The organism is Mycolicibacterium baixiangningiae (assembly GCF_016313185.1).
In the GTDB taxonomy this organism is placed as follows: Bacteria; Actinomycetota; Actinomycetes; order Mycobacteriales; family Mycobacteriaceae; genus Mycobacterium; species Mycobacterium baixiangningiae.
The window spans coordinates 1565308-1587854 of record NZ_CP066218.1 but is presented as its reverse complement, the minus strand read 5'-3'; the positions used below and the strand labels follow the sequence as shown (position 1 = coordinate 1587854).

Here is a 22547-nt window from a genome sequence, read left to right as displayed (position 1 = left end):
TCCCGGCCTTCCGCCAAACGTTACGTGGCGGGCCGCGGGCGTCAATCGGCGACGTACCGCACCGCTCAGGTCGGGACGACGGCCTCCTCGAGTTCTGCGATGACGATCTTGCGCATCCCGAGCATCGCCTTGGACGCGGACGCCGCGCGCACCGGATCAGGATCGTCGAGGAGTTCGTTGAGACGGTCGGGCACGATCTGCCAGCTCACCCCGAAGCGATCCTTGAGCCAACCGCACATCGACTCCTCGCCGCCGTCGACCAGCCGGTCCCAGTAGTAGTCGACCTCGTCCTGGTCCGTGCAGGCCACCGTGAACGACACCGCTTCGGTGAACGGGAACCGCGGTCCGCCGTTGATACCGATGAAGCGGGTGCCGTCGAGGACGAAGGTCCCGGACACCACCTCACCGGTGGGTCCGGGACAGGCCTCGGTGAAGCGGCTGAGGCTCTCCAGCCCGGAGTTGGGGAAGATCGACGTGTAGAAGGCGACGGCCTCCTCCAGGTTGTCGTCGAACCAGAGCGACGGGATGATCTGCGGCATCGGGGTCTCCTTGTATGTGGACTACGGCGGTAACGACTCCCCGCGGCCCACGAACTCATCGCCGTCGCGCCGATCGGCCGCGAGTAACGTGACGCCCCGTGAGTACCGCAGAGACCGTGTCGTTCCGGGGCGCCGAGGGCCTCACCCTGGTCGGCGACGAATGGAACCGCGGCGCGGCGTCGGCCGCGGGCCGACCCACCGTGCTGATGTTGCACGGCGGTGGCCAGAACCGTTTCTCGTGGAAGAACACCGGCCAGATCCTGGCCGACGCGGGCCTGCACGTGGTGGCGCTCGACAGCCGGGGTCACGGCGACAGCGACCGCTCGCCCGAGGCGAACTACTCGGTGGAGATGCTGTGCGCGGACACCCTTGAGGTGCTCGACCAGATCGGCAGGCCCGTCGCGCTCATCGGCGCCAGCATGGGCGGGTTGACCGGCATCCTCGTCGCCCGGGAGGCGGGCCCGCAGCGGGTGACCCAGTTGGTGCTCGTCGACGTGGTGCCGCGCTACGAGAAGGACGGCAGTGCGCGCATCCGTGACTTCATGTTCAGCCACGTCCACGGTTTCGACTCGCTCGACGATGCCGCCGAGGCGGTGGCCGCCTACCTGCCGCACCGAACCAAACCGAAGAGCCCCGAGGGCCTGAAGAAGAACCTGCGCCAGCGGGACGGGCGGTGGTACTGGCACTGGGATCCGGCGTTCCTCACCAAACCCGCCGACGATCCGTTCATCCGGGTCGAGAAGCTCGAACAGGCCGCGGTCGAGTTGACCGTCCCGATCCTGCTCATTCGTGGCAAGCTTTCCGATGTGGTGAGTTCCGAAGGGGTGCAGGAGTTTCTGGCCATGGTGCCGGCCGCGGAGTTCGTCGAGCTGTCCGGCGCCGGGCACACCGCGGCCGGCGACGACAACGACGCGTTCACCGAAGCCGTCGTCGGTTTCGTCAGCCGGTGACCGCCGGTCGCCGCACCGTCGGGTTCAACTTCCTCGATCAACCGGCGCTGCCCGCACCCCAGGTGAGCGAAGCCGAGGCTCGGCGCATCGTCTCGTCGTATTACGGCATCGACGGTGCCGTCGTCTCGCTGGGCAGCCAGCAGGACAGGAATTTCCTGGTGCACCTCGGCGGTTCATCCGATGTCGTGGGCGTGCTCAAGGTGGCCAACCCCGCATTCAACGCCGTCGAACTGGCGGCGCAGGACGCGGCGGCGAAACTGATCGCCGAGGCTGAGCCCGAGCTCCGAATCGCCGTGCCATTGCCCAACCGCGACGGTGCGAAGCTGACGACAGTCGACGGGCTACTCGTCCGGCTGCTGCGGTACCTGCCCGGCGGCACGCTGATCGACGCCGACTACCTCGGCCCGGCCGCGGTCGCCGGACTCGGCGAGGTCGCAGCGCGCGTCAGCCGTGCGCTGACGGGCTTCGCGCACGACGGCCTCGACCGCGTACTCCAGTGGGATCTGCGGTACGGCGCCGACGTCGTCGCCGCCCTGATCGGCCACGTGGACGACGCGGCGCGGCGGGATCGGCTGCTGACCGCCACCGGCGAGGCCTGGGAGCGCATCACCCGCATCGCCGACGACCTGCCCCGTCAGGCCGTGCACCTGGACATCACCGACGCGAACGTCGTCGTGTCACCGGCGGCCGACGGCACACGTCGCCCCGACGGGGTGATCGACTTCGGGGACCTCACCGATACCTGGGCGGTGTCGGAGCTGGCGATCGCGGCGTCCTCGGTGCTGGGCCACACCGGCACCGAACCGTGGTCGATCCTCCCGGCGGTGCGTGCCTTTAACGCCATTCGGCCGCTGACCGCCGCGGAGATCGACGCGCTGTGGCCGATGGTGGTGCTGCGGACGGCGGTGCTCATCGTCAGCGGCGCCCAGCAGGCCGAGCTCGACCCCGACAACGCCTACGTCACCGAACAATCCGACGGTGAGTGGCGGATGTTCGAGCAGGCGACCGGCGTGCCGATGGATGTGATGACCGCTTTGATCCGCGCGGATCTCGGCGTCGCCGCACCGCCTGCGGAGGCCGAAGGCGCGGTGCCGATGATCGCCGGCGTGGCGTCGGACACTGTTGTCACACTTGATCTTTCACCGAGCTCGGACCTGTACGACTTCGCGTTCACCCCCGGCGGCTGGCTGCCCCCGGATGTGGAGGACCGTTTCGCCCGGCGTGCGGTGGCCGACGGGGCGGCCCTGGTGCTCACCCGCTTCGGTGAGCCCAGACTGGGCCCGGCGCCGGCGCTGAGCCAGCGCAGCGCCGAGGTGGTGCCGACCGGCGTTCGGCTCTGGCCGGCGCAACCGCTCACCCTGGTCGCGCCGTGGGACGGTGAGGTGATCGACAGCGGGGCGGACACGGTGACGGTCCGCGGCGACGCATACGAGGTCACGCTGACCGGTGTCCGGCCCGTCACCGGCGCGACGGCCGTGCGGGCGGGTGATCCGGTCGCCGGGGCCGACGCCGCACAGTGGGCCGACGTCGCGGTGCGCCCGGCGGGTGCGGTGACGGCGCCGCTCCTGGTGCGTCCCGAAGTGGCGCCGGGCTGGCTGGCCCGGGCACGTGATCCGCGGGCCGTCCTGGGACTGCCGCCGGACATCGCGGTCTCCCCCGCCGCCGATCTGGTCGCGCGGCGGGACCGCAGTTTCGCACCTGTGCAGGAGTTCTATTACCGCGAGCCGCCGCAGATCGAACGCGGCTGGCGGCACTATCTGATGTCGACGGCGGGCCGCTGCTATCTCGACATGGTCAACAACGTGACGGTGCTCGGGCACGCCCATCCCCGGGTGGCCGACACCGCGGCACGACAACTGCGCAAACTGAACACGAATTCGCGGTTCAACTACGCCGCGGTGGTCGAGTACAGCGAGCGCCTCGCCGCCGAACTGCCCGACCCGCTCGACACCGTCTTCCTGGTCAATTCCGGTTCGGAGGCAAGCGATCTCGCGATCCGGCTGGCGCTCGCCGCGACCGGGCGCCGGGACGTGGTCGCGATGCGCGAGGCCTACCACGGCTGGACCTACGGCACCGATGCGGTGTCCACCTCGACCGCCGACAATCCCAGCGCGCTCGCCACCCGGCCGGACTGGGTGCACACTGTGGAGTCGCCCAACAGTTTTCGCGGTAAGTACCGCGGACCCGACGTCGGCCGCTACGCAGGAGAGGCCGTCGCGCAGATCGAGCAACTGGTCGCCGACGGTCGTGCCCCGGCGGGGTTCATCTGTGAGTCGGTGTACGGCAACGCGGGCGGTATGGCACTGCCCGACGGATATCTGCGGCAGGTCTACGCGGCAGTGCGGGGCGCCGGCGGCCTGGCGATCGCCGACGAGGTGCAGGTCGGTTACGGCCGTCTCGGACACTGGTTCTGGGGATTCGAGCAGCAGGACGTGGTGCCCGATATCGTCTCGATGGCGAAGTCGACGGGTAACGGGTATCCGCTCGGCGCGGTGATCACCAGCCGTGCCGTCGCCGAGGCGTTCCGCTCGCAGGGGTACTTCTTCTCCTCGACCGGGGGCAGCCCGCTGTCGTGCGCGATCGGCCTGACGGTGCTCGACGTCCTACGCGAAGAAGATCTGCAGGGCAACGCCGTTCGGGTGGGTGGACACCTCAAGGCACGGTTGGAGGCGCTGGCCGACAAACATTCGATCATCGGCACGGTGCACGGCGTGGGACTGTATCTCGGCGTCGAGATGGTCCGCGACCGGGAGACGCTCGAGCCCGCGGCCGGGGAGACCGCGGCCATCTGCGAACGCATGCTCGAACTCGGCGTCGTCATCCAGCCGACGGGCGACCATTCGAACATCCTCAAGACCAAACCCCCGCTGTGCATCGACATCGAATCCGCCGACTTCTACGTCGACGCACTGGACCGGGTCCTCACCGAGGGATGGTAGTCCGATGACCGGACCCGAGATCGCCGCGGTGGTGCTCGCCGTCGTCGCGGCCGCCGAGGCGGTCGGCCTCATCACGCTGTGGATGCTGTTCACCCGCGCCCGTCGAGAAGCCGACGAACTGCGGGCCCGCGTCGACACCCGCAACATGCTGCTCAGCGGCGGACGCGAAGCGGTCAAACACGTGTGGCAGACGGCCAACCTGGTGCGGGAGAAGGGTTTCGGCGGCGCCATCAGTTCGTCGATCGAAGACCTCGCCGACTGGTTCGAGGTGGAGCGCCCGGACCTCGCGCGCTTGGCACCCAACGGCCGGGTGGCGATCCTGTTCTCCGACATCGAGGATTCGACGGCGCTGAACAACCGGATCGGCGACCGGGCGTGGGCCCGGCTGATCGGCCGTCACGCCCGCTCGGTGCAGCGGCACGTGAAGGAACACGACGGGCATGTGGTGAAGAGCCAGGGTGACGGTTTCATGGTGGCGTTTGCCGCACCGGAGAACGCCGTGCGGTGCGCAATCGCCCTGCAGCACTCGCTGCGCCGGCGACCCAACGGAATCCGGGTCCGCATCGGGATCCACACCGGCAAGTCGGTGCGGCGCGGGGAGGACCTCTTCGGCCGCAACGTCGCGCTGGCCGCGCGGGTGGCCGCCGAGGCCGACGGCGGCGAGATCCTGGTCAGCGAGGCGGTGCGGGATGTGGTGGACGGCGCGGACGGCGTGGCGATCGGTGACAGCCGGGAGGTCTCGCTGAAGGGCTTCTCCGGCAAGCACCACCTCTTCGTGGTGAGCGGTCAGCGCGGCGGTTCGGACTCGTCGAGCCGCTGATGCAGCCGCGCCCGGATGTCGTCCGGGGTGTAAGCCCGGCGCCGACGCTGATCGCGCGCCACCAGCGCACCTCCGGCGACGACACCCGCGACACCGGCCATCCCGACCCACTTCCAGATGCTGCGCATGCCACGAGTGTGCCTAAGCTGCGCTGGTGAATGCGAACGCGGTGCCGCTGACGCGCGCGCTGGAGGAGACCCGGACCGGGGATGTGTGGTTGTTCCGTGGCGCATCGGGTCCCGATCGCGCCATCCAGGCGATGACAAACGCGCCGGTCAACCACGTCGGCATGACGGTCGCCGTCGATGACCTGCCGCCGTTGATCTGGCACGCCGAACTCGGCGACAAGTTGCTCGACCTGTGGACGGGCACCCATCACCGCGGGGTGCAGCTCAACGACGCCCGCGAGGCCGTCGAGCGGTGGATGGACAGCTACGGCCAGCGGTGCTGGCTGCGCCAGCTGACGCCTTCCGTGACCCGCGAGCAGGAGGATCGCATGCTGCGGGTGATCGCCCGGATGGACGGCACGCCGTTCCCCAGCACCGCGCGGCTGACCGGGCGGTGGCTGCGTGGGCGGCTTCCCGTCGCCAGCGACTTCACCCGGGGCATCCCCTACGTACACACCAGGGTGCGCGAGTCGGCGGAGCGCGAGAAGGCCCGTAAGCGCACGGCGCTTCAGACGGCGTACTGCGCGGAGACGGTGGCGATCACCTACGAGGAGATGGGTCTGCTCACCACCGAGAAGAACGACAACTGGTTCGACCCCGGATCGTTCTGGAGCGGCGACGAGCTCCCGCTGGCCGGCCGATACCGCCTCGGCGAGGAGATCGCCGTCGTCCGCTAACGGCGTCGGCCCGCGAACAGGAGGAGCGGCACCCGCGTGAGGGCGATCAGGTGGTTCACGCGGCGTCGCCTGGCCCGCAGCTTCAGCACGACCCGCACCCCGACGCACACGGCGGCCACCACCACGACGATCCACAGAATCGCCGCCACCAGAAAGACCATCTCTACCGCCGCCATGACCACGAGCGTTCACGGTCCCCGTCGCGGTCAGGTCACGAGGCCGACACACGTCGGCGGCTGTCTCATCGAAGCTGCTCGCGAATCGCCTCTTTGTCGATCAGCGACCACACCTCGACGATCCGCTCCGCACGGAACCGGTAGAAGACGTGTTCGGCGAACGACACCTGTTCGCCGGTCGACTCGATGCGCGTGCGGGCGCCGACACTACGGTTGTTGACGGATTTCGCGCGTATTCCGTCATCTTCCGTAGTCTCGTCGCGCCCGTCAGGTAGCGCGTTTGCGATTGACGCGCACCGCATCCCGGATCAGCGCGTTGAACGCGTCCGGGTCCAACGCGTCGTCTTCGCGCAGGTCGATCGAGCGCCCGACAGGCGCCTGGAGACTCGCGTTGAACAGGTTGTCCGGGTCGCTGATGGACGAACCCTTGGCGAAGTTCACTTTGACCTTGCCCTTGTACATCTCCAGCGTGCAGATCAGACCGTCCAACGAGAATGCCGGCACACCATCGGGGTTCGACGGCTTGCGCCACTTGATCTCTTCGACGACGTCGGGTACGGCCTGCTTGATCAACGACCGAATCTCCTCGATCCGACCGATGCGCCAATCTTCGGTCACAGCCCGACTGTATCGACCGGTGGCCCCGCCCACCCACACGTTGTCGAACAACGTCATGCTTCGAGCAACTGCACGCCGGTGTCCGTACAAGCAGACTTCAATCGCTTGTCTCTTGTCCATAACCGCGCTCCGCCGACCAGAGCCACCGCTGCCATGAGATGGACATCAATCGCGGCTCGACCGCATGGAGATGGTCGATCCAGATCGCGGTGTCGACCAGGATCATTCGGTCGATTCAGTCGGTTCACGTCGACGGGGAGCCGCATGGGCCTGTGGATCTGTTCCGCCGAGCGCGGCGAGACGACGAGCACTCTCGACGCGGATCAACGTCTGCAAACCTCGCCTGAGTAGAGCGACGTCTTCCTTGACGCCCGTCAGTTCGGCGGCTTTGGCCAGCAGCTCATCGTCGATCGTGACTGTCGTCCGCACGGCTCACCCGCTTCCGCATCATTGATGCTATTCATGATGCCACGGGCCGCGCTCACCTTGACGTTGAAAGCGGAACTCCACCGAATGATGGTCACCGTTGTCATCCTTCAACACCTCGGAGTGTCACCGATAGATGTCACGGCGGTGGCCAATGTGGATGACTCTGACGACAACTCGGTCGTCGAAAACCTGGTAGATGACGCGGAATTCGCCGCGCCGAGCCGAAAATCGACCCTCTAACTCACCGCGGAGCGGTTTGCCGACGCGGTAGGGGTTCTCCGCCAGCGGACCTCGGATGAACTCCCAGCACGCGACGGCAACGGTGTCGGGCAGAGATTCGGTCAACGCCCTCTTCGCGGCCCTCGTCAGCTCAACTCGATAGCTCAACGTGGAAGCCGGCCGACGGCGCGCATCTCCTCAGTTACCTCTTCCAAAGTGACGGTCTCGTTGTCCGCCTCAGCCACACGAAAGTCGCGCATCGTGTCCGCGTCGCTGAGAATCGCCAGCGTCTCCATGATCGAGTCGTAGTCTTCGGCACTCAGGATTACCGCGGCGCGACGCCCCTGCCGAGTCACTTCGACACGTTGATGCGTTCGCACTGCTTCGTCGACGAGCCTCGACAGGTTCGCGCGGACCTCGGCCAGCGGCAACGTCGTCATGTACAGAATTCTAGCGTGGAGCTCGGCTTGACTACACGTTGAAGCGGAACTCCACCACGTCACCGTCGGCCATCACGTAGTCCTTACCCTCGATGCGGACCTTGCCCGCCGCCTTCGCCGCGGCCATCGAGCCCGCCTCGACCAGGTCGTCGAAGGACACGATCTCGGCCTTGATGAAGCCCTTCTCGAAGTCGGAGTGGATGACTCCGGCGGCCTTCGGCGCGGTGTCGCCCTGGTGAATCGTCCAGGCGCGCGCCTCTTTCGGGCCCGCGGTGAGGTAGGTCTGCAGCTTGAGGGTGTGAAACCCGGCGCGCGCCAGCGCGTCGAGCCCGCGTTCGGTCTGCCCGATCGATTCGAGCAGTTCCGCCGCCGACTCCTCGTCGAGTTCCTGCAGTTCCGCCTCGATCTTGGCATCCAGGAACACACAGTCGGCCGGGGCCACCATCTCGCGGAGTTCGGCCTTGCGGGCCTCGTCGGTCAGCACCGACTCATCGGCGTTGAACACGTACAGGAACGGTTTGGTGGTCATCAGGTTCAGCTCACGCAGCAGGCTGACGTCCGTGCCTGCCGAGAACAGCGTCTTGCCGCTGTCGAGCACCGCCTGCGCGGCGACCGCCGCGTCGAGCACGGGCTTGCGGTCCTTGTGTGTCCGCGCTTCCTTCTCCAGCCGCGGCACCGCCTTCTCCAGCGTCTGCATGTCGGCCAGGATCAGCTCGGTCTCGATCACCTCGATGTCGGACTTCGGATCCACCTTGCCGTCGACGTGGACGACGTCGTCGTCGGCGAAGACGCGCACCACCTGACAGATCGCGTCGCACTCACGGATGTTGGCGAGGAACTTGTTGCCCAACCCGGCGCCCTCCGACGCCCCCTTCACGATGCCGGCGATGTCGACGAACGTCACCGGCGCGGGCACGATCTTCTCCGAGGAGAACATCTCGGCCAGCTTGTCGAGCCGCGGATCCGGCAGCGCGACGACGCCTTCGTTCGGTTCGATCGTCGCGAACGGGTAGTTCGCGGCCAGCACATTGTTGCGCGTCAGCGCATTGAACAGAGTCGACTTGCCCACGTTCGGCAGTCCGACGATTCCCAGGTTGAGGCCCACAGGGACCACAGTCTGCCAGAGCGTCACGGGCTCGCCCGCGCGCGCTGGAAGCGCACTGCGACGCCGAGCCGGTACGGTCTACCTGTGTCCGGACAGCGCGCACGGTCGACAGTGCCGGCCGACCACCGCTCGGTGCACCCCCTTTTCCCAGGTCTGCCGTGGTGGGGCGCCGTGGTGCTGGCGTTCACCACCACCGCGGTCGGCTTCGCGTTCGACGCGGGATCCGGCAGCCGGGAGCTGAGTTTCGTCTTCTCCGCGTGCTACGTGCTGGGCTGCCTGCTCGCGGTACTCGCCGTCCGCCAGGCCGGGATCTTCACCGCGGTCATCCAGCCGCCACTGCTGCTGTTCGTCACCGTGCCGGGCGCCTATTTCCTGTTCCACGGCTCCGAGATCCACGGCCTCAAGGATCTGGCGATCAACTGCGGCTATCCGCTCATCGAGCGGTTTCCGCTGATGTTCTTCACCTCCGCGGCAGTGCTGCTCGTCGGCATGGGCCGCTGGTATCTGGGAATGTCGTCCCGCCGGGCCACGGCTCCGGCCGAAGAAACCAGGGCGAGGGCCAAGCAGCCCGCTCCGGCCGGGGGCCTCGTCGCGGGACTTCGGAACAAGGTGTCCGGGTTGTTCGCCTCGCCTGCGGTAACCGACGACGAGCAGGACGATGAACCGCCACGGCGGGCGCGGACCTCCGAACGCCCGCGGCGCACCTCCTCGAGCGCCGACCGTGCGCGCACCGGGCGAGACACCGCGCGCGGCGCCGCTGCCCGTAAGCCGGCCAAGCGCAGCAGCAGCAGCAGCACGCCGTCACGCTCCCGCCACAACCGACCTCCCGAGACCGAGATCATCGAACCGGTCGTCGACCGGCCGCGGCGGTCACGCACGGCGTCGCGGGCGTCCGAGACCCCCGAACCGCGCCGGCGTTCACGCGCCCAGACGCCCCGCGAAGGGCGTGAGCCCCGCGAACCCCGTGACCCGCGCAAGCAGCCCCCGCGTGAGCGCCGCTCGACCTATGACCGGCCGGAACGCCGCCGTCGGCCCGACGACCACGAACCGTACGAGCCGCTGGAACCGCACACCCGCAACGGCAGCCCCAGCCACCACCCGATCTCCCGGGTGCGTTACCGCGGCGAGGACGGCGAGGACGAGCGCGCCGAGTACCGCAGCCGGCCGCGCGCCCGGCGCAGCTGGGATGCCGATGCCTGGGAGTACGACGTCTGACGCTCAGACAGCGACGGAGTTCCCGCAGATGCCGCAGACCTCGAACTGCCGGCGCTTCCACCGGGCCACCGGGATGAAGAACAGCGTGAACTGTTTGAACTGACGCATCCGCTGCCACTGGGTCGTGTTGCGGCAGCGCGGACACGTGTGCGTCCCGCCCGCGCCGAGATACTGCTGTTTGGTGCTAAGGCCGAACAGGAAGAAGAACACACCCCCAGCCTAGGGGCGGGGTCGGACGGAACCTCAGGTGCGCGGGGGGCGGATCTCCCGCGGCAGCGCGAACACCAGTGTCTCGTTGGCCGTTGTCACCGGTTGCACGGTGTCGTAGCCGTACTCGGCGAGCCGTTCGAGCACGCCCCGCACCAGCACCTCAGGCACCGACGCACCGGAGGTCACCCCCACGGTGGTGACGCCGTCGAGCCATGCCGGGTCGATGTCGTCGGCGTAGTCGACCAGATGCGACGCCTGGGACCCGGCGCCGAGCGCCACCTCGACCAGGCGGACCGAGTTCGAGGAGTTCTTCGAGCCGACGACGATCACCAGGTCGCACTCCGGCGCCATCGCCTTGACCGCCACCTGCCGGTTCTGGGTGGCGTAGCAGATGTCGTCGCTCGGCGGATCCTGCAGCGTCGGAAACTTCTCCCGCAGCCGGCGCACCGTCTCCATCGTCTCGTCGACGCTCAGGGTGGTCTGGGACAGCCAGACCACCTTGTCCGGGTCACGCACGGTGACCTTGTCGACCGCGTCGGGGTTGTCGACGACCTGCACGTGGTCGGGGGCCTCACCGGCGGTGCCGACGACCTCCTCGTGGCCTTCGTGGCCGACGAGCAGGATGTCGTAGTCGTCGCGGGCGAAGCGCTTGGCCTCGTTGTGCACCTTGGTGACCAGCGGGCAGGTGGCGTCGATGGTCTTCAGGTTGCGGGCGGCAGCCTCGACGTGCACGGTCGGCGCCACGCCGTGGGCGGAGAACACGACGATGGCGCCCTCGGGCACCTCGTCGGTCTGTTCGACGAAGACCGCGCCGGCCTTGGCCAGGGTGTCCACGACATAGCGGTTGTGCACGATCTCGTGCCGGACGTAGACCGGAGCACCGTGCTTCTCCAGCGCACGCTCGACGGTCTCCACGGCGCGGTCCACCCCGGCGCAGTATCCGCGCGGTTCGGCGAGCAGCACACGCCGGCCGGATACACCGCCACTGACCGAGCGGGCTGCGCCCGGAATCCCCATGTTGATAGTCGGTGGCATGGCTCTCAGGGTACTGACCGATGCCGCGCCCCGCCCAGCCGTAGGCTGTCCGCATGGCTACTGCACCCTATGGGGTTCGCCTGCTGGTCGGCGTGACCGTCACAGCGGTCGAGGAAACCCGCAAGCTGCCACAGACCATCCTGATGTATCCGATGACCGTGGCCAGCCAGGTTGCCAGCATCGTGATCCATCTGCAGCAGAATCTCGCCGACCTGGTGAACAGGGGCGACGAGACGCTGGAGACCCTCTTCCCGCCCAAGGACGAGCAAGCGGAATGGGCCACGTTCGACGAGGACGACGACTCCGAGCCCGCCTCTGAGGGCGAGCGCCGCACGGAGGGCCGCTTTGCGCTGTACTCCACCGGTGAGCCCGAGACGACGGATGCCGGCGCTCCGAGCTCCCCGAAGCGCGCGTCGGCGGCGACCGACACCCCGGAGATCGTCACCGAACTGGACTACGAATCGCTGACCCTGGCGCAGCTGCGGGCACGGTTGCCGTCGTTGAGCGTCGACGACCTGGAGGCGCTGCTCGCCTACGAGGGTGCGACCCGCTCGCGCGCGCCGTTCCAGACCCTGCTGGCGAACCGGATCACCCGCGCCACCGCCAAGTGACGGGCGACGAGCAGGGCAAGTCTCCCGAGAACCCGTGGCCGGTCCGGGCTGTCGCCACCCGCGTCGCCAAGTACATCGACCGCCTCGGCATGGTGTGGATCGAGGGCCAGCTCACTGAGCTCAAGGTGCGTCAGACGACCGCCTGGATGGTCCTGCGAGATCCCGCCGCGGACATGTCGCTGTCGGTGAGCTGCCCGCGCGACCTCGTCGCGAACGCTCCGGTGCCGCTGTCCGAGGGCACCCAGGTCATCGTGCTGGGCAAGCCGCAGTTCTACACCCGCAACGGGTCGTTCAGCCTGCGGATCAGCGAGATCCGCGCGGTGGGGATCGGCGAACTGCTGGCCCGGATCGACCGCCTGCGTCGCCTGCTCGACGCCGAGGGGCTCTTCGACCCCCGGCTCAAACGGCCCATCCCGTTCCTCCCCGGCTCGATCGGCCTGATCACCGGCCGCGCCAGCCACGCCGAGCGCGACGTCATGACGGTGGCGGCCAACCGGTGGCCCGCAGTCCGGTTCGCCGTCCGCAACACCATCGTGCAGGGCCCCAACGCGGTACCGCAGATCGTCGCGGCGCTCCGCGAACTCGACCGGAACCCCGGCGTCGACGTCATCGTGCTGGCCCGCGGCGGCGGCAGCGTCGAAGATCTCCTGCCGTTCTCCGACGAGACGCTGTGCCGGGAGATCGCCGCCTGCACCACGCCGGTGGTCAGCGCGGTCGGCCACGAACCCGACAACCCGCTGTGCGACCTGGTCGCCGACCTGCGCGCGGCCACCCCGACCGACGCCGCCAAACGTCTGGTTCCAGATGCCGCCGCCGAGCAGGCATTCGTCGTGGACCTGCGCCGTCGCAGTGCCCGCGCGCTGCGCCACTGGGTGCACCGCGAGCAGCATCACCTCGACCAGTTGCGGAGCCGGCCGGTCCTGGCCCGTCCACTGCAGGCGATCGACGCCCGCGCCGACGAGGTGCACCGCGCCCGGACCGCGGCCCGCCGCGACATCCGCCGGATGCTGGCGGTGGAGTCCGAGCGCGTCGGCCACCTCGCAGCGCGGCTGACGACACTCGGACCGGCCGCGACCCTGGCCCGCGGGTATGCCGTCGTGCAGACGATGCCCGATACGAACGTGCTGCGCGCGACCGCCGACGCCCCGGCGGGCACACACCTGCGCATCCGGGTGGCCGACGGTGCGATCACCGCGCTGAGTGAGGGAGCCGATGAAGCCCATTAGTGAGATGGGGTACGAGGAGGCGCGCGACGAGTTGATCGCCGTGGTGCAACAGCTCGAACAGGGCGGCCTCGATCTCGATGCATCGCTGAAGCTCTGGGAACGGGGCGAAGAACTCGCGCGATGCTGCGAGGAGCACTTAGCTGGAGCCCGTCAGCGCATAGAGTCCGCCCTGGGTGAGCGAGACGCCGAGGACGGTTGAGTCGGCAACCGGTTCCGCTCGAGGGGTACAGAACTAGAACACGTTTCAGTTATAGTCGCCGGCATGGGTGATGCATCGCTGACGACTGAATTGGGCCGGGTGCTGGTGACGGGCGGATCCGGTTTCGTCGGCGCCAACCTCGTGACCGAACTGCTCGAGCGCGGCCACCACGTGCGATCGTTCGACCGCGTCCCGTCCCCGTTGCCGCGCCATCCGCTGCTGGAGACGCTCGAGGGTGACATCTGCGATGTGGAGACCGTGGCCGCCGCGGTCGCCGGCGTCGACACCGTCATCCACACCGCAGCGATCATCGACCTGATGGGCGGCGCCTCGGTCACCGAGGAGTACCGCCGCCGCAGCTTCGCCGTCAACGTCGGCGGCACCGAGAACCTCGTGCGCGCAGCGAGGGCTGCTGGGGTGCAGCGGTTCGTCTACACCGCGTCCAACAGTGTGGTGGTGGGCGGCAAACGCATCGTCGCCGGCGACGAGACCTTGCCCTACACCGAGCGGTTCAACGATCTCTACACCGAGACCAAGGTGGTGGCGGAGAAGTTCGTCCTCGCCGAGAACGGTGTCGACGGCATGCTGACCTGCTCGATCCGGCCGAGTGGCATCTGGGGCCGTGGTGACCAGACGATGTTCCGGAAGGTCTTCGAAAGTGTGCTGGCCGGCCATGTCAAGGTGTTGGTGGGCAGCAAGAACGTCAAACTCGACAACTCGTACGTGCACAACCTCATTCACGGTTTCATCCTCGCCGCGCAGCACCTGGTACCCGGCGGAACCGCACCCGGTCAGGCGTATTTCATCAACGACGGGGAGCCGGTCAACATGTTCGAGTTCTCCCGTCCCGTCGTGGAGGCGTGCGGCGAGCGCTACCCGCGGCTGCGGGTGCCGGGTCGGCTCGTGCGTTTCGTGATGACGGTCTGGCAGCGGCTGCACTTCCGCTTCGGGCTGCCCAAACCGCCACTGGAACCCCTTGGCGTGGAACGGGTTTACCTCGACAACTACTTCTCGATCGCGAAAGCGGAGCGGGATCTGGGGTATCGGCCATTGTTCACCACCGAGCAGGCGATGGCGGCGTGCCTGCCCTATTACGTCGAGTTGTTCGAGAAGATGAAGGACGAGAAGAGAACCTCGCCGGTGGTCGCCGTCACGGCGGGGTGACGGGGTCAGTCCGTCGGTTCTGCGGTCAGGCTGTCGTCGTCGACGAACACCAGTCCCCCGTCATCGAGTGTGACCGCCCATCGACGGGCCGCCTCGACGATCGTGTGGCCACCGATCTCGACCGCCTTTCCTGCCGCGTCAGCAAAATCCTCGACTACAACACCGGACTTTTCATGATCAGTTCCGGGAAACACCAACACCCGCGAATTCATCGCTATGCCGGAATTCTCGCCCGCATCGACATTCTTCATCATTCCCACACCTCCACACGCACATTGTCCTATGGAAGTGTTTCACGGCCGCAGGCGGATGGTGCGAATATTTCCGCCCGTTGGCCCCAAAACGGCACCGGGAAACTGACGGGGCGCCGCCGCCGTTCCGCAAACAGGGAAAATGCACGCCTGCCGGTTAGGGAGTTACCGTTTGCCCGAACGGCGCGGGCTCCGGCGCCGGGGCGGGTGCGGACTGGTCGCGTATCAGTCCCCCCAGGAGTGCGAGGGTGTCCGCCGACGTCGAGCCTTCGGCCGTGGTCATGACGCACAGTGACTGGTCGGCGGACCGCGCCACCGTCAGGTTGTGCTGGGTGACGGTCACCGAACCGACCATCGGGTGGCGCAGTTCGTAGGAGTCCGCCTCGCACGGTTTGACCCGGTGGTCACGCCACAACGCGACGAAATCCAGGCTCTTCATCGACAGTTCGCCGATGAGTCCGGCCAACAGCGGATCGTCGGGGTGGCGCCCGGCGACGTGGCGGAGGTTGCCGACGACGGCGCGCGCCTTGCGGTGCCAGTCGACGTACAACTCACGCGTATGGCCGTCGAGGAACAACATCCTGGCGAGGTTGGGGCGTTCGGCAGGCCGGTCGACGGACGCCGGGTCGACGTGATCGGCGATCAAGTTGTGCCCCAGCGGATTCCAGGCCAGCACGTCGGTGCGGCGTCCGGTCACCATCGCGGGGACGTCGCCCAGTGAGCGCAGCAGGTCACGGGTCAACGGGTCGAGCCGTTCGACCGGTGGCCGGCTGACACGTTTCGGCCGTGCACTGGCCAGCGCGTGCAGGTGGCGCCGCTCGTGTTCGTCGAGGCGCAATGCACCGGCGAGGGCGTCGAGCACCACCTCGGAGGCGTTCACCGACTGGCCCTGCTCCAGACGGGTGTAGTACGAGACGCTGACGCCGGCCAGCTGGGCGAGCTCCTCGCGCCGCAACCCGGCCACACGTCGCCGCCCTGCGATCACCGGCAGGCCCGCGTCATGCGGATCGAGCAGCGCGCGACGCGCCCGCAGGAACTCACCGAGCGTGGGAAACGTCACGACTCCACTATGCGCCGGCCGCGCGGTGCGTGCCTGACCCTGGCAGGGGTAGGCACCACCGGGGCTGGTTGCGGTGGCGCAACCGCCGCACGCTGAACGGGTGAACACACTCGTATTGGGCGACGTCTCGATCACCCGGGTCATGGAGTACTACGGGTCGGTCGAGCTCTCGCCGAAAACCTTCTTTCCCGAAAGTCGTTGCAGCTCATGGAAGGCCAACCAGAGCTGGTTGGCACCCGACTTCTACGACCCCGCTGCGGACGTGTGCGTTTCGGCCATCCAGACGTGGGTGCTGCGCAGCGAGGGCAGGACCATCCTCGTCGACACCGGTGTCGGCAACCACAAGGTGCGGCCCGATTCGGTGTGGGACCACCTCGAAACAGAATTCCTCGGCAACCTCGCCGCGGCCGGGATCCGGCCCGAGGATGTCGACATCGTGGTCAACACCCATCTGCACAACGACCACGTCGGCTGGAACACCACGTTGCGCGACGGAGAGTGGGTGCCGACATTCCCGAACGCCACCTACCTGATGCCACGGGCCGACTTCGACTTCTGGAATCCGGCCAACGGCCATCCGTCCCGCCTCGGCGCCGCGAGCCGCATCGTTTTCGCCGACAGCGTCGCACCGGTCGCCGACGCCGGCTTGGTCCAGCTGTGGGACGGGCAGTGGGACATCGACGCGAACCTGCGGCTGGACCTGGCTGCCGGCCATACCCCCGGCTCCTCGATCGTGACGCTCGAATCCGGCACGGACAGAGCGTTGTTCGTCGGCGATCTGCTGCACACCGCGTTGCAGCTGGTGGAGCCCGACGTCAACAGTTGCTTCTGCGAGGATCCCGCGGCCGCCAGGGCCACCAGGCGGCGGCTGCTCGGCTATGCCGCCGACACCAACACGCTCGTGTTCCCCGCGCACCTCGGCGGGCACGGCGGTGCGGAGGTGACCCGCCAGGGCGACACGTTCGCGATCGAGCGGTGGGCGCCGTTCACCCGGGTGACCCATGTCTGAGACCGTCGTCGTCATCACGTCCGGCGACGTCCGTGGCCGCACCGTCGACGAATACTCGGTCTTCCTCGGAATCCCCTACGCCACACCACCGACCGGCGCGGCGCGGTTCGCCGAACCGGCGCCGCATCCCGGCTGGACGCAGGTGCGGGACGCCGCCGAGCCGGGTCCCGCGGCGCCGCAGGCACCCCGTAGCGGTTTCGGGGCGCTGGACATGTCACCGTTCTTCGGCACCGCCCGTCTCGGCGACCCGGAGTACCTGACACTGAACGTGTGGGCGCCCAGCGGCGCCGTCGGACGACCGGTGATGGTGTTCGTACACGGCGGGGGGTTCGTCTCCGGCTCCACCCGATCACCGCTGTACGACGGTGCCGCGTTCGCACGTGACGGCGTGGTCCTGGTGACGGTCACCTACCGGCTGGGCATCGTCGGATTCCTGGATCTGCCGGGAGCCCCGCCCAACCGAGGGCTGCTCGACGTGCTGGCCGCGCTGAAGTGGGTGAAGGCCAACGCGGAGAGCTTCGGCGGTGACCCCGACAACGTGACCCTGTTCGGCCAGTCCGCGGGGGCCACCCTGGTCGGGGCTCTGCTCGCCACGCCCGACGCCCGTCCCCTGCTGCGGCGCGCGATCATGCAGAGCGGCAACGGGACCGGAGCCTTCGATCGCGAACAGGCCGCCCGGGTCACCCACCGTGTCGCGCAGCTGCTCGGCACGGATCCGACCGTCGACGGGTTCGTCGGCTTCTCCGACGACGAACTCGTCGCGGTGGGCTCTCGGCTCGCGGGGGTGGACCTGCGCACCCGACGCAGGTTCGATCCGCTGGCCGGGCTCAGCCCGTTCAGTGTGGTGATGGACCGGCAGCCCGCCGACGCAGTCGCCGCGGGCGTCGGGGCCTCGGTGCCGCTGCTGATCGGCACCAACGCGCAGGAAGGCAACCTGTACCTGGTGCCGCAGGGCACCCTCGAGACCACGACCGAAAACGACGTACGAGACCTGGCCGACCGCACGCATGCCGATCCGGATACCGCCGTCGCCAAATACTGTGACCGCTACCCCCATGCCACGTGGGGCCAGATCCGCTCGGCGATGCTCGGCGACGCGTTGTTCGTTTCGGGCACAGGGCGTCTCATCGACGCACACTCGTCACACGCCGCCGTGCCGCTGCACGAGTACCGCTTCTCGTGGCGGTCGGCGGCCGTGGGCGGCCGGTTGGGCGCCGCCCACGCTGTCGAGCTGCCCTTCGTCTTCGACCGTCTCCACGAACCGGTGCTGCGCGGACCGGCCGGGCTGCTCGGCCCCGAGGAGCCACCGCGGGCTCTCGCCTCGGCCGTGCACGGGGCGTGGGTGGACTACGCCACTACCGGGGACCCCGGGTGGGCGCCCGACTCGGTGCGCGAATTCAGCGGGTGACGGCCGGATCCGCCGCGCCGGCTCGGTGTCGTCCGCCTCGACGGTCTCGAAGCGGTTGATCTTCGGTCCCAGCGCCACCCGTTCAGGGCCGAGGGAGGCCTTCGGCGGCTTCGTCGGGAACGGTCTGAATCAGCAACTCCCGCACGTCGGTGTCGTGGTCGTCGCGACACACCACCGTCAGCAGGTAGTTCACCGGTGAATGCTCCCTGCCGGCCCAGTTCCTGCGGCGGTCCATCGTTTCCGCCAGCGGGGCAGAAGCAGGTTGACCGCGACGACGATGACCCCACTGGCGATGGCCTCACGCCACAACCAGGCGCCGGCCAGCGCACCGACAGCCCCGGTCGACCACAGCGTGGCCGCGTATTGAGGCCAGTCACCGACAGGCCCTGCTTCATGATGACCCCGGCGCCGAGAAAGCCGATGCCCGAGACGATCTGCGCTGCCACCCGGGTCGGATCGGCGCCCGGGAAGCTGTAGGCGCCCAGGATCAGATAGAGGGCGGAGCCCGTGCTCACCAGCGCCATGGTCTGCAGACCGGCCATGCGGGAGCGCCACTGCCGTTCCAGGCCGATCGCCACACCCAGCAGGGTCGCCAAGCCGACACGGGTGAGCAGGTCGACGGCCAGCATGCCTGCGATTGTGCGCCGGCCAGCACCTAGGAGACACCCGGACACGCGTAAAAGATGACGCTTCGGTGAATACCGGGACGGCGTGATCCGGCACTCCTACGATCGACATCGACGCGACGGCAAGGGGGCCGCTATGCCCGACCGGAAACCCAACATCCTCGTCATCTGGGGCGACGACATCGGCATCAGCAATCTCAGTTGCTACAGCGATGGCCTGATGGGGTACCGCACCCCCAACATCGACCGCATCGCCGCGGAGGGCATGCGGTTCACGGATTCCTACGGTGAGCAGAGCTGCACCGCGGGCCGCGCCGCCTTCATCAGCGGTCAGAGCGTGTACCGCACCGGGATGAGCAAGGTCGGTGTGCCGGGCGTCGACATCGGCTGGGCTGCTGAGGATCCGACGATTGCCGAGCTGCTCAAACCGCTCGGTTATGCCACAGGGCAATTCGGGAAGAACCACTTCGGCGATCGGAACAAGTACCTGCCGACCGTGCACGGATTCGACGAGTTCTTCGGCAACCTGTACCACCTCAACGCCGAGGAGGAGCCGGAGAACTTCGACTATCCGCACAAGGATCAGTTCCCGCGACTTCACGACTTCGCCCTGCCCCGCGGGGTGCTGAAATGCAAGGCCACCGAAGAAGTCTCGACCGAGAGCGATGACCCAAAGTTCGGGCCCGTCGGGAAACAGACCATCGAGGACACCGGTCCGTTGACCGCCAAGCGCATGGAAACCATCGACGACGACATCGCCGATGCCACCGTCGACTACATCAAGCGTCAACACGACGACGGCAACCCGTTCTTCGTGTGGTGCAACTTCACCCACATGCACCTCTACACCCACACCAAGCCCGAGAGCCGAGGGCAGGCCGGCCTGTGGCAGTCCGATTACCACGACACGATGATCGATCACGACCGTAACGTCGGCACCGTGCTGAACGTGCTCGACGAACTCGGCATCGCCGAGGACACCATCGTCGTCTACTCCACGGACAACGGCCCGCACCGCAACTCGTGGCCAGACGGGGGGACGACACCGTTCCGCAGTGAGAAGAACACCAACTGGGAGGGCGCCTACCGCGTTCCCGAGCTGATCCGCTGGCCCGGAAAGATCAAGGCCAGCACGGTATCCAACGACATCGTCCAGCACCACGATTGGCTGCCGACGTTCCTGGCCGCGGCAGGCGAGCCGGACATCGTCGAGAAACTCAAGAAGGGCCACAGGGCCGGGGCGGACGGCACCACCGAATACAAGGTGCACATCGACGGCTTCAACCTGCTGCCGTATCTCACGGGCGATGTCGAGTCGAGCCCGCGACGAGGCTTCTTCTACTTCAACGACGACGCGCAACTGGTGGCGATGCGGTTCGAGAACTGGAAGATCGTGTTCGCCGAGCAACGTTGCCAGGGGACGTTGCGGATCTGGGCCGAACCGTTCACGGAGCTTCGGGTGCCCAAGCTGTTCAATCTGCGCACCGACCCGTTCGAGTACGCCGACATCACGTCGAACACCTACTACGACTGGTTCATGCGGCGCGACTTCTTCGCCTTTTATGCCACCGCGATGGCGTCGGCCTTCCTCGACACGTTCCGGGGGTTCCCGCCTCGCCATCCACCGGCCAGCTTCAGCATCGACCAGATCGTGGAGAAGCTCGAGGCGTTCCTGGCGTCCGACTAAATGCTCGACCAGTGGCGCGACGGACCCACGAAGTCGGCCATCGTCGACTTCGTCGAACACACCGCCGCCGAGGTGCCACCGGAGGAACGCGTCGCCGTCTTCGACAACGACGGCACCCTGTGGTGTGAGAAGCCCGCCTACATCCAGCTCGACTTCGTCGTACGCCGGCTGGCGGAGAAAGCCGCAGGCGATCCGTCACTCGCCGCGCAACAGCCGTACACAGCCGCATCCGACGGCGACCTGCGGTGGTTCGGCGCCGCCATCACCAAGCATTATCAGGGTGATGACGACGACCTGAAACTGCTTGCCGCCGCCGGACTTTCGCTGCACATGTCGCTGACCGTCGAGGAGTACGCGGCGCGCGTCTCGGACTTCTTCGCCCGAGCCGACCACCCGACGCTCGGCCGTCCGTACCGCGAGTGCACCTACGCACCGATGGTCGAGCTGCTGCGGTATCTGGAGGCTCACCAGTTCACCTGTTACATCGTCTCCGGCGGCGGCCGTGACTTCATGCGTCCAGTCACCGGCGTTTTGTACGGCATTCCGCCCGAACGCGTGGTGGGCAGTGCGCAGGGCCTGAAATTCAGCGACACAGGCGATCTGCTGATCCAGCCGACGCTCGACGTATTCGACGACGGTCCTGAGAAGCCGGTCCGCATCTGGAACCGCATCGGCCGGCGGCCCGTCCTTGCGGTGGGTAACTCCAACGGCGACGACGAGATGCTGCGGTATTGCGGTGGTCTGCGATTGCTGGTGCACCATGACGACGGCGACCGCGAATTCGCCTACACCGCTGGCGCTGAACGCGTGCTCGAACATGCAGCGACGCAGGGCTGGACCGTGATCAGCATGCGCGACGACTGGGCGACCGTCTTCGGTGACTGACCACCTCGTCCGCATCCCCGCCCAGACGGCGATACTCGGCTCCGACGCGCACTACCCCGAAGAGGCCCCGGCCCGCCCGGTGCGCGTCGACGAATTCCTGATGCACAGCCACGCCGTCACCAACGCGCAGTTCGCCGAATTCGTCACCGCCACCGGCTACGTCACCGTCGCGGAGCGGCCGCTCGATCCCGCGAAGTACCCCGGCGCACCGGCGGTGAACCTGCAGCCGGGCTCCATGGTGTTCCGCCGCACCGACGGGCCCGTCGACCTGCGCCGCCTCAGCCAATGGTGGGCCTGGACACCCGGCGCATCGTGGCGCCATCCCGTCGGGCCCGGCTCCTCCATCGACAAGCGCGCCGACCACCCCGTCGTGCACGTCGCCTACGAGGATGCCGAGGCCTACGCGGCGTGGGCGGGGCTGGCTCTGCCCACCGAGGCGGAGTGGGAGACCGCAGCACGGGGTGGTTTGGACCAGGTGACCTACACGTGGGGCGACGACCCGGAATCCGAAGGAGAGCGGCTGGCCAATTACTGGCACGGCGACTTCCCGTGGCGTCCGGATCGGGGTTACGGCCGCACCGCCGCAGTGGGCAGCTTCCCGCCCAACGGGTACGGCCTCTACGACATGGCGGGCAACGTCTGGGAATGGACGACGGACTTCTACACCGCGAGCGGCACGGCCTGCTGCGCCGAGGAGAGCTACGACCCGGCCCAGCCGCAGCTCCGGATGCCGCGCCGAGTCGTCAAGGGCGGGTCCTTTCTGTGCGCCGACTCCTACTGCCTGCGCTACCGGCCCGCGGCGCGGCGCGGGCAACCCGTCGACACCGGAATGAGCCACATCGGCTTCCGCTGCGTGCGCCGGTGAGAAACAGGCGTTTCGGC

The 22547-nt window shown here is 67.9% G+C and carries 27 protein-coding genes and 2 pseudogenes; 14 read left to right on the top strand and 15 right to left on the bottom strand.

Annotated features, from left to right (window positions below):
* Window positions 1-65: 65 nt before the first annotated feature.
* Window positions 66-539 carry a VOC family protein gene (locus I7X18_RS07535; protein ID WP_193047705.1) on the bottom strand — a complete coding sequence of 158 codons (474 nt, stop codon included), beginning with the start codon at window positions 537-539 and terminating at the stop codon, window positions 66-68.
* Window positions 540-637: 98 nt separating this feature from the next.
* Here I7X18_RS07535 and I7X18_RS07530 point away from each other — a divergent pair, with 98 nt between their 5' ends.
* Genes I7X18_RS07530 through I7X18_RS07520 form a run of 3 tightly spaced genes read left to right on the top strand, consistent with a single transcriptional unit; the run spans window position 638 to window position 5248 of the window.
* Window positions 638-1489 carry an alpha/beta fold hydrolase gene (locus tag I7X18_RS07530; RefSeq protein WP_193047706.1) on the top strand — a complete coding sequence of 284 codons (852 nt, stop codon included), beginning with the start codon at window positions 638-640 and terminating at the stop codon, window positions 1487-1489.
* Complete coding sequence (locus tag I7X18_RS07525; RefSeq protein WP_193047707.1) at window positions 1486-4428, top strand: aminotransferase; 2943 nt, start codon at window positions 1486-1488, stop codon at window positions 4426-4428. Before I7X18_RS07530 ends, I7X18_RS07525 begins: the two co-directional genes overlap by 4 nt.
* 4 nt (window positions 4429-4432) lie before the next feature.
* On the top strand, window positions 4433-5248 hold the full coding sequence (locus I7X18_RS07520; RefSeq protein ID WP_193047708.1) for an adenylate/guanylate cyclase domain-containing protein: 816 nt from the start codon (window positions 4433-4435) through the stop codon (window positions 5246-5248).
* On the opposite strand, the gene I7X18_RS07515 is transcribed toward I7X18_RS07520, so the two are convergent.
* Window positions 5215-5376: a hypothetical protein gene (locus I7X18_RS07515; RefSeq protein WP_193047709.1), complete on the bottom strand. Its 162-nt coding sequence runs from the start codon at window positions 5374-5376 to the stop codon at window positions 5215-5217. The genes I7X18_RS07520 and I7X18_RS07515 overlap by 34 nt on opposite strands.
* Window positions 5377-5417: 41 nt before the next feature.
* On the opposite strand from I7X18_RS07515, the gene I7X18_RS07510 reads away from it, so the two are divergent.
* Window positions 5418-6092, top strand: a complete 675-nt coding sequence (locus I7X18_RS07510) for a guanylate cyclase (protein WP_193047915.1) — start codon at window positions 5418-5420, stop codon at window positions 6090-6092.
* On the opposite strand, the gene I7X18_RS07505 is transcribed toward I7X18_RS07510, so the two are convergent.
* The 8 genes and pseudogenes from I7X18_RS07505 to ychF all read right to left on the bottom strand — a co-directional run bounded on the left by I7X18_RS07505 (window position 6089) and on the right by ychF (window position 9079).
* Window positions 6089-6268 carry a hypothetical protein gene (locus I7X18_RS07505; RefSeq protein WP_193047710.1) on the bottom strand — a complete coding sequence of 60 codons (180 nt, stop codon included), beginning with the start codon at window positions 6266-6268 and terminating at the stop codon, window positions 6089-6091. The two genes, I7X18_RS07510 and I7X18_RS07505, sit on opposite strands and share 4 nt — an antisense overlap.
* 65 nt (window positions 6269-6333) lie before the next feature.
* Window positions 6334-6435, bottom strand: coding sequence for an ester cyclase (locus I7X18_RS29520; protein ID WP_232375429.1), 102 nt, complete (start codon window positions 6433-6435; stop codon window positions 6334-6336).
* A 100-nt stretch (window positions 6436-6535) separates the two neighbouring features.
* Window positions 6536-6886 carry a DUF1801 domain-containing protein gene (locus I7X18_RS07495; RefSeq protein ID WP_193047712.1) on the bottom strand — a complete coding sequence of 117 codons (351 nt, stop codon included), beginning with the start codon at window positions 6884-6886 and terminating at the stop codon, window positions 6536-6538.
* A 53-nt stretch (window positions 6887-6939) separates the two neighbouring features.
* A pseudogene (locus I7X18_RS29950) lies at window positions 6940-7068 on the bottom strand (VapC toxin family PIN domain ribonuclease); the annotation flags it as partial.
* A 40-nt stretch (window positions 7069-7108) separates the two neighbouring features.
* Entirely contained in the window at window positions 7109-7315 is a 207-nt protein-coding gene (locus I7X18_RS07490) for a type II toxin-antitoxin system VapB family antitoxin (RefSeq protein WP_193047713.1), read from the bottom strand.
* Window positions 7316-7438: 123 nt separating this feature from the next.
* Entirely contained in the window at window positions 7439-7660 is a 222-nt protein-coding gene (locus I7X18_RS07485; protein WP_408632901.1) for a type II toxin-antitoxin system RelE family toxin, read from the bottom strand.
* A gap of 38 nt (window positions 7661-7698) precedes the next feature.
* The gene (locus tag I7X18_RS07480) at window positions 7699-7974 is read right to left on the bottom strand and encodes a type II toxin-antitoxin system Phd/YefM family antitoxin (RefSeq protein WP_193047715.1); all 276 of its coding nucleotides are present in this window, start codon (window positions 7972-7974) and stop codon (window positions 7699-7701) included.
* Between the two features lie 31 nt (window positions 7975-8005).
* Window positions 8006-9079, bottom strand: coding sequence for a redox-regulated ATPase YchF (gene ychF, locus I7X18_RS07475; RefSeq protein ID WP_193047716.1), 1074 nt, complete (start codon window positions 9077-9079; stop codon window positions 8006-8008).
* An 84-nt stretch (window positions 9080-9163) separates the two neighbouring features.
* On the opposite strand from ychF, the gene I7X18_RS07470 reads away from it, so the two are divergent.
* Window positions 9164-10294, top strand: coding sequence for a DUF6542 domain-containing protein (locus I7X18_RS07470; protein ID WP_193047717.1), 1131 nt, complete (start codon window positions 9164-9166; stop codon window positions 10292-10294).
* 3 nt (window positions 10295-10297) lie between these two features.
* On the opposite strand, the gene I7X18_RS07465 is transcribed toward I7X18_RS07470, so the two are convergent.
* Window positions 10298-10504, bottom strand: a complete 207-nt coding sequence (locus tag I7X18_RS07465; protein ID WP_193047718.1) for a zinc-ribbon domain-containing protein — start codon at window positions 10502-10504, stop codon at window positions 10298-10300.
* A 33-nt stretch (window positions 10505-10537) separates the two neighbouring features.
* Window positions 10538-11539, bottom strand: a complete 1002-nt coding sequence (locus tag I7X18_RS07460) for a 4-hydroxy-3-methylbut-2-enyl diphosphate reductase (protein WP_193047719.1) — start codon at window positions 11537-11539, stop codon at window positions 10538-10540.
* Between the two features lie 53 nt (window positions 11540-11592).
* Here I7X18_RS07460 and I7X18_RS07455 point away from each other — a divergent pair, with 53 nt between their 5' ends.
* From I7X18_RS07455 to I7X18_RS07440, 4 genes are all read left to right on the top strand, one after another.
* Window positions 11593-12150, top strand: coding sequence for a lipid droplet-associated protein (locus I7X18_RS07455; protein ID WP_193047720.1), 558 nt, complete (start codon window positions 11593-11595; stop codon window positions 12148-12150).
* A complete protein-coding gene (gene xseA / locus I7X18_RS07450) occupies window positions 12147-13376 on the top strand; it encodes an exodeoxyribonuclease VII large subunit (RefSeq protein WP_193047721.1) in 1230 nt (409 codons plus the stop codon). Before I7X18_RS07455 ends, xseA begins: the two co-directional genes overlap by 4 nt.
* The gene (locus I7X18_RS07445; protein ID WP_193047722.1) at window positions 13363-13575 is read left to right on the top strand and encodes an exodeoxyribonuclease VII small subunit; all 213 of its coding nucleotides are present in this window, start codon (window positions 13363-13365) and stop codon (window positions 13573-13575) included. The genes xseA and I7X18_RS07445 overlap by 14 nt, the downstream gene beginning before the upstream one ends.
* Window positions 13576-13638: 63 nt before the next feature.
* Window positions 13639-14739, top strand: coding sequence for a 3-beta-hydroxysteroid dehydrogenase (locus I7X18_RS07440; RefSeq protein WP_226864230.1), 1101 nt, complete (start codon window positions 13639-13641; stop codon window positions 14737-14739).
* 5 nt (window positions 14740-14744) lie between these two features.
* Here the strand turns inward: I7X18_RS07440 and I7X18_RS07435 are convergent, their stop codons facing one another.
* On the bottom strand, window positions 14745-14993 hold the full coding sequence (locus tag I7X18_RS07435) for a hypothetical protein (RefSeq protein WP_193047917.1): 249 nt from the start codon (window positions 14991-14993) through the stop codon (window positions 14745-14747).
* 154 nt (window positions 14994-15147) lie between these two features.
* Complete coding sequence (locus I7X18_RS07430; protein ID WP_198730536.1) at window positions 15148-16050, bottom strand: helix-turn-helix transcriptional regulator; 903 nt, start codon at window positions 16048-16050, stop codon at window positions 15148-15150.
* A gap of 100 nt (window positions 16051-16150) precedes the next feature.
* Here I7X18_RS07430 and I7X18_RS07425 point away from each other — a divergent pair, with 100 nt between their 5' ends.
* On the top strand, window positions 16151-17059 hold the full coding sequence (locus tag I7X18_RS07425; RefSeq protein ID WP_193047724.1) for an MBL fold metallo-hydrolase: 909 nt from the start codon (window positions 16151-16153) through the stop codon (window positions 17057-17059).
* Window positions 17052-18467, top strand: a complete 1416-nt coding sequence (locus tag I7X18_RS07420) for a carboxylesterase/lipase family protein (protein ID WP_193047725.1) — start codon at window positions 17052-17054, stop codon at window positions 18465-18467. The genes I7X18_RS07425 and I7X18_RS07420 overlap by 8 nt, the downstream gene beginning before the upstream one ends.
* A 419-nt stretch (window positions 18468-18886) precedes the next feature.
* Here I7X18_RS07420 and I7X18_RS30075 read toward each other — a convergent pair.
* Window positions 18887-19009, bottom strand: a pseudogene (locus I7X18_RS30075) (MgtC/SapB family protein); the annotation flags it as partial.
* 220 nt (window positions 19010-19229) lie between these two features.
* Between I7X18_RS30075 and I7X18_RS07410 the strand changes: the two are divergent.
* The 3 genes from I7X18_RS07410 to I7X18_RS07400 are packed head-to-tail and all read left to right on the top strand — an operon-like array spanning window position 19230 to window position 22530.
* Window positions 19230-20780, top strand: coding sequence for an arylsulfatase (locus I7X18_RS07410; protein WP_193047726.1), 1551 nt, complete (start codon window positions 19230-19232; stop codon window positions 20778-20780).
* Window positions 20781-21665: an HAD family hydrolase gene (locus I7X18_RS07405; protein ID WP_193047727.1), complete on the top strand. Its 885-nt coding sequence runs from the start codon at window positions 20781-20783 to the stop codon at window positions 21663-21665.
* Window positions 21658-22530 (top strand): formylglycine-generating enzyme family protein, encoded by an 873-nt coding sequence (locus I7X18_RS07400; RefSeq protein ID WP_193047728.1) that lies wholly within the window; start codon window positions 21658-21660, stop codon window positions 22528-22530. Before I7X18_RS07405 ends, I7X18_RS07400 begins: the two co-directional genes overlap by 8 nt.
* Window positions 22531-22547 lie beyond the last annotated feature (17 nt).

What these genes read in the sequence shown, in the direction of transcription:
- I7X18_RS07520 (WP_193047708.1), top strand. Translation starts at nt 4,433, where the DNA reads ATGACCGGACCCGAGATCGCCGCGGTGGTGCTCGCCGTCGTCGCGGCC.
- I7X18_RS07515 (WP_193047709.1), bottom strand. Translation starts at nt 5,376, where the DNA reads ATGCGCAGCATCTGGAAGTGGGTCGGGATGGCCGGTGTCGCGGGTGTC.
- I7X18_RS07460 (WP_193047719.1), bottom strand. Translation starts at nt 11,539, where the DNA reads ATGCCACCGACTATCAACATGGGGATTCCGGGCGCAGCCCGCTCGGTC.
- I7X18_RS07445 (WP_193047722.1), top strand. Translation starts at nt 13,363, where the DNA reads ATGAAGCCCATTAGTGAGATGGGGTACGAGGAGGCGCGCGACGAGTTG.
- I7X18_RS07505 (WP_193047710.1), bottom strand. Translation starts at nt 6,268, where the DNA reads ATGGCGGCGGTAGAGATGGTCTTTCTGGTGGCGGCGATTCTGTGGATC.
- I7X18_RS07435 (WP_193047917.1), bottom strand. Translation starts at nt 14,993, where the DNA reads ATGATGAAGAATGTCGATGCGGGCGAGAATTCCGGCATAGCGATGAAT.
- I7X18_RS07480 (WP_193047715.1), bottom strand. Translation starts at nt 7,974, where the DNA reads ATGACGACGTTGCCGCTGGCCGAGGTCCGCGCGAACCTGTCGAGGCTC.
- I7X18_RS07440 (WP_226864230.1), top strand. Translation starts at nt 13,639, where the DNA reads ATGGGTGATGCATCGCTGACGACTGAATTGGGCCGGGTGCTGGTGACG.
- I7X18_RS07455 (WP_193047720.1), top strand. Translation starts at nt 11,593, where the DNA reads ATGGCTACTGCACCCTATGGGGTTCGCCTGCTGGTCGGCGTGACCGTC.
- I7X18_RS07410 (WP_193047726.1), top strand. Translation starts at nt 19,230, where the DNA reads ATGCCCGACCGGAAACCCAACATCCTCGTCATCTGGGGCGACGACATC.
- I7X18_RS07420 (WP_193047725.1), top strand. Translation starts at nt 17,052, where the DNA reads ATGTCTGAGACCGTCGTCGTCATCACGTCCGGCGACGTCCGTGGCCGC.
- I7X18_RS07405 (WP_193047727.1), top strand. Translation starts at nt 20,781, where the DNA reads ATGCTCGACCAGTGGCGCGACGGACCCACGAAGTCGGCCATCGTCGAC.
- I7X18_RS07535 (WP_193047705.1), bottom strand. Translation starts at nt 539, where the DNA reads ATGCCGCAGATCATCCCGTCGCTCTGGTTCGACGACAACCTGGAGGAG.